The sequence below is a fragment of the Xanthomonas graminis pv. graminis genome (assembly GCF_030168915.1).
GTDB classification, from domain to species: Bacteria; Pseudomonadota; Gammaproteobacteria; order Xanthomonadales; family Xanthomonadaceae; genus Xanthomonas_A; species Xanthomonas_A translucens.
In genome coordinates, this window is sequence record NZ_CP076255.1 from 1,569,840 (window position 1) to 1,584,103 (window position 14,264).

Annotated in this window: 8 protein-coding genes and 1 pseudogene; 2 read left to right on the forward strand and 7 right to left on the reverse strand. The window is 69.7% G+C overall.

The window, feature by feature from the left end; all coding sequences use genetic code 11:
• Positions 1-38: 38 nt before the first annotated feature.
• From KHF85_RS06820 to KHF85_RS06835, 4 genes are all read right to left on the reverse strand, one after another.
• Positions 39-1,562: a J domain-containing protein gene (locus KHF85_RS06820; protein ID WP_284568995.1), complete on the reverse strand. Its 1,524-nt coding sequence runs from the start codon at positions 1,560-1,562 to the stop codon at positions 39-41.
• Positions 1,559-3,247: a molecular chaperone HscC gene (locus KHF85_RS06825; protein ID WP_284568996.1), complete on the reverse strand. Its 1,689-nt coding sequence runs from the start codon at positions 3,245-3,247 to the stop codon at positions 1,559-1,561. The genes KHF85_RS06820 and KHF85_RS06825 overlap by 4 nt, the downstream gene beginning before the upstream one ends.
• 208 nt (positions 3,248-3,455) lie before the next feature.
• Complete coding sequence (locus KHF85_RS06830; RefSeq protein ID WP_009583424.1) at positions 3,456-3,800, reverse strand: hypothetical protein; 345 nt, start codon at positions 3,798-3,800, stop codon at positions 3,456-3,458.
• Positions 3,801-3,923: 123 nt separating this feature from the next.
• On the reverse strand, positions 3,924-5,099 hold the full coding sequence (locus KHF85_RS06835; protein WP_284568997.1) for a thiolase family protein: 1,176 nt from the start codon (positions 5,097-5,099) through the stop codon (positions 3,924-3,926).
• 191 nt (positions 5,100-5,290) lie between these two features.
• Here KHF85_RS06835 and KHF85_RS06840 point away from each other — a divergent pair, with 191 nt between their 5' ends.
• Positions 5,291-8,134, forward strand: coding sequence for a S8 family serine peptidase (locus KHF85_RS06840; RefSeq protein WP_284568998.1), 2,844 nt, complete (start codon positions 5,291-5,293; stop codon positions 8,132-8,134).
• A 328-nt stretch (positions 8,135-8,462) separates the two neighbouring features.
• Here the strand turns inward: KHF85_RS06840 and KHF85_RS06845 are convergent, their stop codons facing one another.
• The 3 genes from KHF85_RS06845 to KHF85_RS06855 form a co-directional block, all read right to left on the reverse strand.
• Complete coding sequence (locus tag KHF85_RS06845) at positions 8,463-9,563, reverse strand: Glu/Leu/Phe/Val family dehydrogenase (protein WP_284568999.1); 1,101 nt, start codon at positions 9,561-9,563, stop codon at positions 8,463-8,465.
• A gap of 265 nt (positions 9,564-9,828) precedes the next feature.
• Positions 9,829-10,377, reverse strand: a complete 549-nt coding sequence (locus KHF85_RS06850) for a hypothetical protein (RefSeq protein ID WP_284569000.1) — start codon at positions 10,375-10,377, stop codon at positions 9,829-9,831.
• 243 nt (positions 10,378-10,620) lie between these two features.
• Positions 10,621-10,938, reverse strand: a complete 318-nt coding sequence (locus KHF85_RS06855) for a YXWGXW repeat-containing protein (protein ID WP_053114485.1) — start codon at positions 10,936-10,938, stop codon at positions 10,621-10,623.
• A gap of 230 nt (positions 10,939-11,168) precedes the next feature.
• On the opposite strand from KHF85_RS06855, the pseudogene KHF85_RS06860 reads away from it, so the two are divergent.
• Positions 11,169-14,264, forward strand: a pseudogene (locus KHF85_RS06860) (methylmalonyl-CoA mutase family protein); the annotation flags it as partial.

Genomic DNA, 14,264 nt, shown 5'->3' on the forward strand with positions numbered 1-14,264 from the left:
AGTTGGTGTCAATGCGGGCGATCGCCAGCGGCTCGCGTTCAGGAACGCCGCCAGCGCAGTCGGCGGTGGCGCAGCAGGTCCCATGTCCACAGGCCCAGCGCCAGCGCCGCGCTGAGCGCGACCGGGAGCGACTGCGCCATGCTGGGGGCCAGGAAGGCCAGCCAGAGCATGGCGCTGTTCGGGCGGTAGGGGCGCCCGCTTCGCCGCCATAGCCGTACCACCGACGACAGCAAGGCGATGGTGGCGATGACGCCGCCGGCCAGTTGCTGCCCGGGGATCTCGCTCACGCCCAGGCCGATGCCGGCCAGCAGCGGAACGAACGCCCAGCGTAGCCAGTGCGGCGCCGGCGAGCGATTGTCCGACTCCGCTTCGCCCTGCCAGCGCAGCAACGTGCCGGCGAGCAGCCACCCCATCCACAGCGCGACGATCGCCAGGGCGGCCAGGCCGCTGCGCGTCAGCGCCAAGGACATCGGCACCGGATCCGGCGACCAGGCGCTGGCGGCGCTCGCCAGCAGCACGACGATGGCCACCAGCAGCGCGGTGGCGGCGCATCGCAGCAGGCCGACCGAGAGCCGCGCCCGGGTCAGGTAGCCGGCCTCGCTGGCGCGCATCCAGAAGGCGATCTGCTGCCGGTCCACCGGCGCGGGCAGATCGTCGACACGGCCCTGGTCCAGGCGCATGAGCAAGCGGCGCAATGCGCTCGGCCGTCCCGGCATCAGACTCGCCCACAGCGCCTGCGGCAACGCGAACGGACGCGTCAGCTGGCGCATCAGCGCGGGCACCCGATATTCGTCGGCAGAGGTGGGATACACCCGCCGCGCCAGCGCCTCGGCGTTTTCCGGCTGCATTTCCCAGGCCAGGTGCAGGCGTTCCTGCAGCATCGGCAATGCCTGCGCTGCGGGGCCGGCGGCGATGTCGTCCAGGCCGAAGAAGCCGAGCAGGATCGCGACATTCTCGCGCTGGATGGGCGGCAGTCGCTGCTGCAATCGATGGCTCAACCGCCAGCTGATCTGCGCCTTGTCGCGCAGCGACCATAGCGCAGGCTGCCGCTGCAACCAGTGCTGCAGTGCCTGCGGTTCGGCATGCGTGGCCAGGGCGAGCAGGTCGTCGCACAGCGCATCGGGATCGAGCGCGGTTGGTATAGCCACGCCGAGCTGCGGTGCTGGCGTCAGCGAGTGTTGCTGCGTCGGGGCTGGGGCGTGACCCTCGGTGTCTGGGTGTGGCCGCTGGTCGTCGAGGACATCGCTGTGCGTGGTGGATACGGCTGCCGGAGTCGGCGGCGCGCCATCGCCATCGCTGGCGCCAGGACTGGCAGCAAAAGTCGCGGTCTGCGCCGCGGCGCGAGCATCCTCGTCTTCAACGTCTTCAACGTCTTCAACGTCCTCGTCGGCGTCGCGCGTGCGCGCCCAGGCCAGCGCCGCCTGGTAGGCCGCGTGCAGTTGCTGGAAACCGTCCGGGTCGGTATCCGGGCGATGCTGGCGCAGCCGCTTGGCGTAGCTGCGCTTGATCGCGGTTTCGTCGGCATCCGGCGGCAGTTGCAGCCACCGCAACGCCCAGTTCAAGCGTGCCGCTCCAGGGCGTCCAGCGCCTCGCCGAGGCGCTGGCGGTGCTCGTCGATCAGGCGCAGGTCCTGGGTGTCGAGCGCGCCGCGGAAGGCGACGATCCAGGCCTGGATCTGTTCGCGCAGGTCCAGGCACTCCTCGTACATGCGTTCGGCGCGCGCCAGCAGGCTCAGGTTGTCCTGCTGTTCGCGCGGATGGATCTTCAGCGCCTGCAACGCGGCCAGCCGTTCGCGGATCTGCCCGGGGTCGAGCAGGCCGGGGTTCTGCTCCAGGATCAGTTCATGCTTGCGGCCGCTGTGATGTTCGGTCACCTCCACCTGCAGCAGGCCGTTGTTGTCGTAGGTGAAGCGGGTGGTGACGCCTTTCTCGGCCTTGGGCAGGTGCCCGGGCAGCGCCATCCGCAGCTCGCCGAGCTTGATGTTCTTGGCCACCAGCGGGCTCTCGCCCTGGTAGACGTCGATGACCAGGTGTTCCTGCGCGTCGTGGATCGGGTAGAAGGTATCCTCGCGGCTGATCGGCACGGTGCTGTTGCGCTGGATGATCGGGTGGAACAGGCCGGTGCGCAGCTGGCCTTGCGCGTCGTGCGCGGCGACCTCGGTCCCCAACGTGTACGGGCACACGTCGGTGAGGATCACTTCCTCCAGCGCGGCGTCGCGCGCCTTCATCCCGGCGGCCACCGCCGCGCCCAGCGCCACCGCCTGGTCGGGATTGATGTGGCGCATCGGCAGGCGTCCGAACATGCGCGTGACCAGCCTGGCGACCAGCGGCATGCGCGTGGCGCCGCCGACCAGCACGATCTCGTCCAGTTGCGCCGGCTGCAGCCGCGCATCGCGCATCGCCCGCTCCAGCGGCGCGCGCATGCGCTGCAGCAGCGGCTCGGCCAGCTGGTTGAAGCGGTCCTCGTGCAGCGTCCAGTGCAGCGCCTGGCCGGCCACGCCGATCTCCACCGTCGCCTCCCTGGCGCTGGACAGCGCGCGCTTGGCCGCTTCCAGGCGCCGCCGCAGCTGGCCGTTTTCGTGCACGCTCAGCGCCTGCGGCGCGAGCGCGTGGTCGGCCAGGAACGCCTGCAGCAGCAGTTCCAGGAAATCCTCGCCGCCGAGGAAGTTGTCGCCGGCGCTGGCGTGGACCTCGATCACGCCTTCGAACATCTCCAGGATCGACACGTCGAAGGTGCCGCCGCCCAGATCCAGCACCAGGAAGCGGCCATGGCCCTGGCGTTCCTGCAGGCCATAGGCGAGGGCGGCCGCAGTGGGCTCGTTGATCAGCCGTTCGACGCGGATCCCGGCCAGTTCGCCGGCGGCGCGGGTGGCCTTGCGCTGCGCGTCGGAGAAATACGCCGGCACGCTGATCACCGCTTCGCGCACTGTTTCGCCGAGCGCGGCTTCGGCATCGGCCAGCAACGCCCGCAGCACCATTGCCGACAGTTCTTCCGGGCGGAAGCGATGCTCGCCGAGGACGGTCTCGCGGTCGCTGCCCATCCAGCGCTTGAACGCCGCCACGCTGCGCTGAGGGTGGCTGACCAGGCGTTCGCGCGCGGCTTGGCCGACCAGGATGCCGCTGTCGTCGGCGCTGACCACCGACGGGGTCAGCAGTTCGCCTAGCGCATTGGGAAACAGGCGGCTGCCGTGCTCGGAATAGGCGCCGATCAGGGAATGCGTGGTGCCGAGGTCGATACCGACAATCATTGCAGGGCAGGTCCGTTGCGAAAACGAAAGGGGCCAGTGTCAGTGGCGGCAGCGCCGACGGGCACGCCGCGGACAATCATAGCGTCGGCGGAAAACCGAGTGCAGCGCGAGGCCGCACGCGTCGCGCCTGCGTGGGGTGAATCGCAGGCAAAGAAAAAGCCGCTGGCGAACCAGCGGCTTCTTCAGACATGCCTGAAGCCAGAAGTGATTACTTCTTCTTGGCTTCTTCGGCAGCGTCCTTGGCCTTACCGGCGGTGTCGTCAGCAACCTTGGCGGTGTCGGCAGCCTTGTCGGCAGCGGCATCGGTCGGGGCAGCAGCGGTAGCGGCCGAAGCGTCGGCAGCGGTGTTGGCAGCGGTAGCGGCCGTATCGGCAGCAGCCTGGGCGGAATCGGCGGTGGGGGCACCGGCGGCCGAAGCCTGGTCGGCAGCAGCCTGCGCGTCGGTGGCAGCTTCGTTAGCCGAAGCAGCGGCGTCCTGCGCCTGCTCCTGCTTCGAGCACGCGGCCAGGGCCAGGCCCAGGGCCATTGCGATCAGCAGCTTGTTGATGCTCATGTGTGTCTATCCTCGTCGTTTAGTTAGGCAACGCGCTATTGCGCGCCCTCAACATGATGACAAGCCAAAGTCGGCTGTCAAGCGCACGCGCATTCATTTTTGTGTTTTAAGGGTTAATCCCAATCAAATCAATTCGATGGCGACCGCTGTCGCCTCGCCGCCACCGATGCACAGGGTGGCGATTCCGCGGCGTCCGCCGCGCGTGCGCAACGCGTTTAGCAATGTCACCACCAGCCGCGCGCCGGAGGCGCCGATCGGATGGCCGAGCGCGCAGGCGCCGCCGTTGACGTTGACCTTGGCCGGGTCCAGTCCCAGTTCCTTGATCGGCACCATCGGCACCACCGCGAACGCTTCGTTGATTTCGAACAGATCGACCTGGTCCAGGCTCCAGCCGACCTGCTCGAGCAGCTTCCTGATCGCGCCGACCGGAGCGGTGGTGAACCATTCCGGCGCCTGCGAGAACGTCGCGTGGCCGGCGATCCGCGCCAGCGGCACCACGCCGCGGCGGGCCGCGTCGTCGGCGCTGAGCAGCACCGTGGCGGCGGCGCCATCGGAAATGCTGGAGGAACTGGCGGCGGTGACCGTGCCGTCCTTCTTGAACGCCGGTTTCAGCGTGGGGATCTTGGCGATGTCGGACTTGCCCGGCTGCTCGTCGCTGGCGACCACCGCCTCGCCCTTGCGGGTGGCCACGCGCACCGCAACGATCTCCGCATCGAACGCGCCATCGCGCTGCGCGGCCTGCGCGCGCGTCACCGACTCGATCGCATAGGCGTCCTGGTCCTGGCGGCTGAAGCCGAATTTCTCCGCGGTGGCCTCGCCGAATACGCCCATGGCCTGGCCGTCGTCGGGGTTGGTCAGGCCGTCCCAGGCCATGTGATCGACGGCCTGGAAGTTGCCGTAGCGGTTGCCGGTGCGCGACTGCGGCAGCAGGTGCGGGGCGTTGCTCATCGATTCCATGCCGCCGGCGACGACGATGCTGGCCGAGCCGGCCTTGATCAGATCGTGGCCGAGCATGATCGCCTTCATGCCCGAGCCGCACACCTTGTTGATCGTGGTGGCGCCGGTGGCGTCGGGCACGCCGGCCGCGCGCGCGGCCTGGCGCGCCGGGGCCTGTCCGAGGTTGGCCGGCAGCACGCAGCCCATGATCACCTCCGACACGTCGGCGGCGGGGATGCCGGACTGCTCCAGCGCGGCGCGGATGGCCGCGGCGCCGAGGTCCGGCGTGGGCACGCCGTTGAACTGGCCCAGGAAGGCGCCGATGGCGGTGCGCTTGGCCGCGGCGATCACGATCTCGGTCATGGCAAACCCTTGCGAAAGATTCAGTCCCCGATTATCTGCCTCGGCGCCGCTGCTGCCAATCGCGGCGCGCGGGCGGGGAGGGTGGCGGGGACGGAATTCCGGTGTAGATTCATGGCGATTCAGGCCGCCGGTTTGCGGCTGCAACCCAATCGTTGCCGGCCGACACGGCCGCCGTGCCTATGTGGAGAGAGATGATGCGGAAGTTGATGGCCCGTTCGCTGCTGGCGACCGCACTGGCGGTGGCGTTGACCTCGTGCGGTGGCGGCGGTGGCGGTGGCGGGCTGACCCGTAGCGATCCGCCGCCGACCTCGCCGCCGCCCTCCTCGCCGCCACCGCCGCCGCCGCCGACCTCCCCGCCCACGTCGCCGCCGACCTCGCCACCGCCGCCGCAGCCCGCGTTCGACGCGCACCTGGCGCTGACCAATACGCTGGCCGCGCACACCGCCGGCTACGACGGCAGCGGCTATCGCATCGGCGTGGTCGACACCGGCGTGAACCGCAACCACCCGGCGCTGGCCGGCCGCGTGGTGTCCAGCCTGATCTATGTCGATCCGGCCAAGAACAACGTCAACGTCGACGATGTCGACGGCCACGGCACCACGGTCGCGCAGCTGGCCGCGGGCAAGGCGGTGGGCGCGTGGCCCGGCGGCATCGCGCCCGGCGCGCAGATCGTGTCGGCGCGCATCATCAGCGATACCTCGCCCGACGACGACGGCAGCGGCGAGGGCAACCAGGCCAGCGGCGCGCTGGGCCTGGCCTCTGTGCACCAGGATCTGATCAACGCCGGGGTCAAGGTGATGAACAATTCCTGGGGCGGCATCTACTGGACCGATCCGACCGCCACCAATGCGATCGCCGCCGAATACCGTCCGTTCGTGCTGAGCCATGGCGGGCTGGTGGTCTTCGCCGCCGGCAACGAAGCCAAGGCCGATCCGTCGGACATCGCCGCGCTGCCCAGCCAGCCCGGCCCCGGCGGCAGCCATCCGGCGGCGGACCTGGAACGCGGCTGGCTGGTGGTGGCCGCGGTGGATGCGAGCACCGGCAGCACGCTGGAGTCGTATTCCAACGCCTGCGGCGTGGCCATGCGCTACTGCCTGGTGGCGCCGGGCACGGCAGTGTTCGTCGATCCCAAGGCGACCACTGCCACCGCCAACCCGGGCTACTACTACGGCAGCGGCACCTCGTACGCTGCGCCGCTGGTCTCCGGCGCCGCGGCGCTGGTGTGGCAGGCGTTTCCCTACTTCAGCAACGACCTGCTGCGGCAGACCCTGCTCGGCACCGCCACCGACCTGGGCACGCCCGGGGTGGATGCCACCTTCGGCTATGGCCTGCTCAACGTCGGCAAGGCGGTGCTGGGGCCGGCCCGGTTCGACTGGGGCGACGTCAGCGTGTCCTTCAGCGGCAGTTCCACGTGGGCCAACGACATCGCCGGCAGCGGCGGCCTGATCAAGCAGGGCAGCGGCACCTTGACCCTGAGCGGCACCCAGAACAGCTACAGCGGCGATACCCGGGTGCAGGCCGGCACGCTCAGCGCGGCCAGCCTGGGCTCCAACGTGGCGATCAGCAATGGCGCCACCTTCATCGGCACCGGGCCGCTGCGCGGCAACGTCAGCAATGCCGGCACTTTCCAGGTCGGCACCGCGGCGCTGAGCCTGAGCGGCAACTACGTGCAGGCCAGCAACGGCCGGCTGGCGCTGCTGGTCGGCGACAAGCTCTCGGTGACCGGCACCGCGACGCTGCAGGGCGGCGCGCTGTACGTGCTCGGCAAGCGCGACTACGTGGTCAACAACACCGCCTACAAGGTGCTCGAAACCAGCGGCGGACTGAGCGGCACGTTCGCCTCGGTGACCACGCCGTCGAACGTGTTCCTGACCTCGTCGCTGTCCTACGACAGCACCAGCGCGTCGATCACCGTGCAGGCGCTCAGCGTCACCGCCGCGGCGGCGAATTTCGGCAGCGTCACTGCCGCCACGCTGGCCTCGGCCACGCGGGTGGACGCGGCGTTCGCACAGCTTGATTCGCAGCTGAGCCGGGATCCGGCGACGGTGGATGCGTCGCTGCTGAAGGCGGCCGGCGCGGTGCAGCAATCGCCGAGCGCGGCCGCCGCGGCGGCGACGCTGCGCAGCCTGTCCGGCGAGGCGCATGCGGCGGCCACCGCGATGACCTTCGACAGCATCGACTTGCAGCGGCGCGCGCTGTCCGGCCGCCTCGACAGCCTGGTCGCGCAACCGCGCGCGATCGGCGCGTGGAGCCAGCGCCTGGGCGATACCGGGCAGGGCAGCTTCGCCGGCAGCCAGTTCCAGCTCGACGGCTGGATGATGGGCCAGGATCTGTGCCTGGGCGAGCATGGCGTGGCCGGCTTCGCCTTCGGCGAGAGCCGCGCCGACGGTGGCGGCGACGGCGGCCTGGACCACAGCCGCGATCGCCAGGTGCAGGGCCAGGCCTATCTCGGCGCGGTCGCCGGCCATGCCTATGCGCTGGCGCAGCTGGGCACCGGGCAGTACCGGCGCCAGGTCGACCGCAGCTTGCTGCTCGGCGATAGCCTCGCCGATGCGTCCAGCCGCTACGCCGGACGCTTCCTGTCCAGCAGCGTCGAAGTCGGCTACCGCTTCGGGCGCGGCAAGGCGTCGCTGACCCCGTACGCCGGCGCCGACTACAGCCGCATCGACAGCGACGGCTTCCGCGAGCAGGGCGGCGACGGCTTCGGATTGATGGCCGCTGCGGCGTCTTCTTCGCGCAGCCAGGCCCTGGCCGGCCTGCGTGCCGGTTACGGCGGGCGCGGCTGGTCGCTGCAGGGCTATGCCGAATGGCAGCAGACCCTGGCCGCGCAAGGGCTGCAACGCCAGGCCAGCTTCGTCGGCGTGGACGCCTGGGCGCCGCTGGTGGATCTGCAGCCGGCGCGGTCGGGCGGGTTGTTCGGCGCCAGCCTGGACCGGCGCTGGGGCAGCAGTGCGCTGGGCGTCGGCTACGACCGGCGCTTCGGCCCGCGTGGCGACGATCATGCGCTGTCGCTGCGGTATCGGTTGGGGTTCTGATGCGGTGCGGGTGTGCTGCGGCCCGCGCTTTGTTTGCAGGGGAGGCTGCGGCCTCGATGCGCTGAGGCGGCGTTGGGTTTCTCTCTTCGTTTGTCGCGGCTGAAGCCGCTCCTACAGGGACACTCGGGTCCGGTGATGCCGTGCCGGCTTATTGTGGTAGGGACTTCGGCCACGATGCGTTTGGATTGCGGCAGGATCTGGACTTCGTTCGTCGCGGCTGAAGCCGCTCCTACAGAGGGCATTCGGTATGCCGATGGCATGCCGGCTCTTGTGGGAGGGACTTCAGTCCCGACGCGCTGCGCGTCGGGAGGTTCTGCTGTTCGCTCGCCTACTCGCCGCGCAGATGCCCCATCGAGCGCGGGGCGGTGCGGCCCAGCGGCAGCTTGAGCTTGCCGATGGCGTGCATGCGCGCTTCGGCGATGCGGTCGGCGGCCTGCTGCGGCGGGATGTTGTCGCGCTCGGACAGGTCGAAGATCTTGCCCAGGTTGTGGTACAGGCTGCGGATCAGGCGCATCGCGCGCTCGCGGTTGTAGCCGTCGATCTCCAGCGACACGTTCATCACCCCGCCGGCGTTGACCGCGTAGTCCGGGGCGTAGAGGATGCCGCGGCGGTGCAATTCTTCGCCCACTGCGGCGTTGGCCAATTGGTTGTTGGCGGTGCCGCAGATGATCTTCGCCTTCAGCCGCGGCAGCGTGGCTTCGTCGATCGCGCTTTCCAGCGCGCACGGCGCCAGCACGTCGGCGGCCACGTCGTAGATCTCGTCAGGCTTGACCGCCTCGGCGCCGTATTCGGCGACCGCGCGATCCACCAGCGCTTGGTCCAGATCGGTGACGTACAGCTTGGCGCCGCGCTCCTTCAGCAGTTTCGCCAGCTCCATGCCGATGTGGCCCAGGCCCTGCACGGCGATGCTGGCCTTGCCGATTTCCTCGTGGCCGAGCTTGCGCTGCAGCGACGCCATCAGCGCCTGTAGCGCGCCATAGGCGGTGAACGGGGCCGGGTCGCCGGAGCCGCCGTGCACCTGGTGCACGCCGGTGACGTATTCGGTCTCCAGGTAGATCTGTTCCATGTCGTTAACGTCGGTGCCGACGTCCTCGGCGGTGATGTAGCGCCCGCCCAGCGAATCCACGTAGCGGCCGAAGGCGCGGAACAGCGCCTCGGACTTGTCGGCCTTGGGGTCGCCGATGATCACCGCCTTGCCGCCGCCGATGTTCAGCCCGGCCAGCGCGTTCTTGTAGGTCATCGTGCGGCTGAGCCGCAGCGCGTCGTGCAGCGCGGCCTCGGTGTTGGGATAGGGGCGCATGCGCACGCCGCCCAGCGCGGGGCCGAGCACGGTGTTGTGGATGGCGATGATCGCCTGCAGGCCCACGTCGCGGTTGTTGCAGAAGACGACGTGTTCGTGGCCGGTGGTGGCTAGCGTTTCGAAAAGCATGGGGGCTCCGCTGGCGTTGCAGGTGTGGGACACCTTAGTTCCAGGAACTTCCTAGTGAGGGTGCGCAAAACGAAAAACGCGACGGGTTCCGGAACGGGTCCTGATCGTCGCGATAGGCGCATTTTAAAGCAATTGTCGGCGTGTCGCGCAGCCGCCTTGGGCTTGGCGCCGCGCCATGCGCCACGGGCATCTCGGTACCTTTTGCGACGTGGGAAGGGGCGCCAAGGTCGTGGCGCCGCCGCCGCACGGCCGGCGCGGTGCGGCGTCAGCGGGTGGCGCTGGCGTCGGCGAAGAAGGCCGCGGCCGCTTGCGGCCCGAGCAGGCGTTCGCGCAGCGCCTGCGCGTGCTGCGCCGAACCGGCGCCGCGCGCGGACGCCGCGGCGGCGGCCCGCAGATAGGCGGCGTAGCGATCGAACCAGGCAAGCACCTGCTGCGCCTGTGCGGCGGGCATGGCGATGGCGAGGTCGTCATCCAGGCGCCGGCGCTGGGTCGCCAGCGCCGGTGCGTCCAGCGCAGTCAGGTAGCGATCCAGATAGCGCCGCAAGGCCGGGTCCGGCAGCAGCTGGCCGTGGCCGTCGAAGTGGGGTGCGTCGCCGATCCGGGCGGCAGTGGGCGCGGCCGGCGCGCTGGCGGTGATGGGCGCGGCGGTGCTACGCGCCGCGACCGCAGCCGCGGTGTGGCCGATGGCGTCGCCGAGTCCGCGGGCCGAGGCCGCGTCGGTGGGCCGTTCGCGCCAAGCGGCCACGCTGGCGATCGCCACCCCCACCACGGTGATCGCGATCGCATAGGTTCCCGGCGGCGCGCGCCACGGCATCGCTAGCGGCCCAGGCGCAGCCGGCGTGCGCTCCGCGCGAGCGGCGCGGTCCCGGCGCTCGCGCGCATGGCAGGCGCACCCGGCAACGCCGGGAAGCACGCATGCGATCGCGGATGCCTGGACATGCGTGTTCTCGAGAACCGGCCGGGTGCGGCGATACGCACACTATCGCAAAGCGGGAGGAGGCGGTCACGTCGCCACGCAACATGTCGGCGGCGGCCGCGGCCGCCGCCAGGCCAGGCGCTAGCGGTGGCGCCAATAGCCGTCATGGAAGCGATAGCCCGGGCCGCGATGTTCCCAGCGGGGGCCGACGTAGACATAGCCCGGGCGTTCGCGCACGTAGCGCCCGCCGACCCAGACATGGCGGTGCCCGTTCCAATGCCAGTAGCCCGGCGCCCAGACGTAGCCCGGCCGCACCACCACGCGTTCGAAGCGCGGCGGCGGCGGTGCGCTGCGCACCGACAGTTCCAGCACCGGGCGCGCCTGCGCGGGCGCGGCCAGCAGGCCGCCGGCCAGCGCGCTGCCGAGCAGCGAGGCCAGCAACAAAGGACGAATGGACATGCGGTTCTCCAGGGACATCGGCGGGGTGCCGACGCCAACGCAAACGCGGCAGGCGCCGCCGCTGTTGACGCGCCGCGCCGTCGCATTCATCTAGCGGATAGCTGGTGCCCGTGGCGCGGCGTTGCCGCCTGGTGGCCGGCGGCGCGATCGCCGCCGCATGTTGCAGCGCAACCTGCCCGTGCTGCGCGGGCCGCCTAGAATCGCGGCATTCTCTTGCCGATGTCGTCCCGATGAGCATTCCCGCGTCCCGCGCGCCGCTGCCGCAAGCCGACACCAGCCCGCTGCGCTTCGTCACCGCGGCCAGCCTGTTCGACGGCCACGACGCGGCGATCAACATCATGCGCCGGCTGATCCAGGCGCAGGGCGCGGAGGTGATCCATCTCGGCCACAACCGCAGCGTCGAGGACGTGGTGCGCGCGGCGCTGCAGGAGGACGCCGATGCGATCGCGCTGTCGTCCTACCAGGGCGGCCACGTCGAGTACTTCAAGTACATGGTGGACATGCTGCGCGAACGCGGCGCCGGCCATGTGCGGGTGTTCGGCGGCGGTGGCGGCACCATCACCCCGGAGGAGATCGCCGAGCTGCAGGCCTATGGGGTGGAGCGCATCTACCACCCCAACGACGGCATGAAGATGGGCCTGGTGGAGATGATCGAGGATGTGGTGGCGCGCGCTTCGCGCGGGCGCGACTCGGGACTGGGGACTCGGGACCCGGAACAAGCCGGCGCGCTGTTGCCGCACATCGACGACGAGATCGGCATCGGCAGGGTGTTGTCGGCGCTCGAGGATGGCGCGTTCTCCGAGTCCGAGCTGGCCCTGCTGCGCAAACAGTGGCAGTCGGGCCAGGCAGGCACCTCCGAGTCCCGAGTCCCCAGTCCCGAGTCCCGCACACGGCGCGCAGCGCCGGTGCTCGGCCTGACCGGCACCGGCGGCGCCGGCAAGTCCTCGGTCACCGACGAACTGCTCAACCGCTTCCTGGCCGGCTTCCCGCAGATGCGCATCGCCGTGGTATCGGTGGACCCGAGCCGGCGCCGCACCGGCGGCGCGCTGCTCGGCGACCGCATCCGCATGAACGCCTTGCGCAGCCCGCGCGTCTACATGCGCTCGATGGCCACGCGGCGCCAGCATGCGGCCACCAACCGGGTGCTCAAGGACTGCATCGCGTTCCTGAAAGGCATCGGCTACGACCTGGTGATCGTGGAGACCGCCGGCATCGGCCAGAGCGATTCGGAGATCGTGGATCTGGTGGATTTTCCGGTGTACGTGATGACCAGCGATTACGGCGCGCCGAGCCAGCTGGAAAAGATCGACATGCTCGACTTCGCCGAGCTGGTGGTGCTGAACAAGTACGACCGGCGCGGCGCCGAGGACGCGCTGCGCGATGTGCGCAAGCAATGGCGGCGCAACCGCGCCGCGTTCCAGCTGGAGGACGCGGCGGTGCCGGTGTATCCGACCATCGCCAGCCAGTTCAACGACCCGGGCATCAGCTGGATGTTCGTCAATCTGTGCCGCTTGCTGCGCGCGAAGCTGGGTCTCGGGCCGGCGGTGACCGACGCCGGAACGGCTGGCGGCGCCGGCCGCATCGCGCCGGCCCTGCAGTGCGACTTCCTGCGGCAGCTGGACACCACGCTGAAGGAGCCGCGCGCCACGGTGCTGATTCCCGGCGCGCGTGTGCGCTACCTGGCCGAGATCGCCGAGCAGGGCCGCGCGCTCAACGCCGGCATCGAACGCCAGGCCGAGGCCGCGGATCGCGCGCAATCGTTCTGGCAGTCGCTGCATGAACTGCAGGACCCGCAGTTGCCGAAGCAGCTGGAGCTTTACGCAGTCGAGGAACTGGAGCCACCGGCTCGCAGCGCTGATGCGCCTGCCATGGCCGGCGCCGCTGTCGATGCGACCTTGCTGCTGTTGCGCCAGCGCTATAACGACGCGTTGCAGACGCTGTCCAGCGCGTCGCTGAAGCTGCTGCGCGAGTGGCCGCAGCGGCTGAAGTCGATCACCGACGAGGTCACCGAGTACGCAGTGCGCGGCAAGGCGATCCGCGTGGAGAACTACCGCCAGTCGCTGAGCCACCAGCCGATCCCGAAGATCGCCGCGCCGCGCTACAAGAGTTGGGGCGAACTGCTGCGCTTCCTCGGCAAGGAGAACCTGCCCGGCAGCTATCCCTATACCGGCGGCGTGTATCCGTACCGCCGCGCCGGCGAGGACCCGATCCGCATGTTCGCCGGCGAAGGCACGCCGGAGCGCACCAACCGCCGCTTCCACTACCTGAGCGTGGGCCAGCCGGCCGCGCGCCTGTCCACCGCCTTCGACAGCGTCACCCTGTACGGCGAGGACCCGGCGCCGCGCCCGGACATCTACGGCAAGATCGGCAATTCCGGGGTCAATATTCCCACCCTGGACGACATGAAGAAGCTGTACTCCGGCTTCGACCTGTGCGCGCCGACCACCAGCGTGTCGATGACCATCAACGGCCCGGCGCCGATGATCCTGGCGATGTTCATGAACACCGCCATCGACCAGCAGGTGGAGAAATACCTCAAGGCCGATGCGCAGCGCTGGGCGCAGGCCGAGCAGACCCTGGATGCCTTGTTCGAGGGCCGGCAGCGGCCGCGCTATCACGGCGCGCTGCCGCCGAGCAACGACGGCCTGGGCCTGGCCTTGCTCGGGGTCAGCGGCGATCAATTGGTCGACGCGCAGACCTATGCGCAGATCAAGGCGCAGACCCTGTCCAGCGTGCGCGGCACGGTGCAGGCCGACATCCTCAAGGAGGACCAGGCGCAGAACACCTGCATCTTCAGCACCGAGTTCGCGCTGCGCATGATGGGCGACATCCAGCAGTATTTCGTCGAGCACAAGGTGCGCAACTTCTATTCGGTGTCGATCTCCGGTTACCACATCGCCGAGGCCGGCGCCAACCCGATCAGCCAGCTGGCCTTCACCCTGAGCAACGGCTTCACCATCGTCGAGTACTACCTGGCGCGCGGCATGCGCATCGACGATTTCGCGCCCAACCTGAGCTTCTTCTTCAGCAACGGCATGGATCCGGAGTACACCGCGATCGGCCGCGTGGCGCGGCGCATCTGGGCGCGGGCGATGCGCGAGCGTTACGGCGGCAACGAACGCAGCCAGATGATGAAGTACCACATCCAGACCTCCGGCCGCTCGCTGCATGCGCAGGAGATCCAGTTCAACGACATCCGCACCACGCTGCAGGCGCTGTACGCGCTGTTCGACAACTGCAACAGCCTGCACACCAACGCCTACGACGAGGCGATCACCACCCCTACCGAGGACCTGATTAGCGCTGTGTCTCAGCTGGTGATGCTG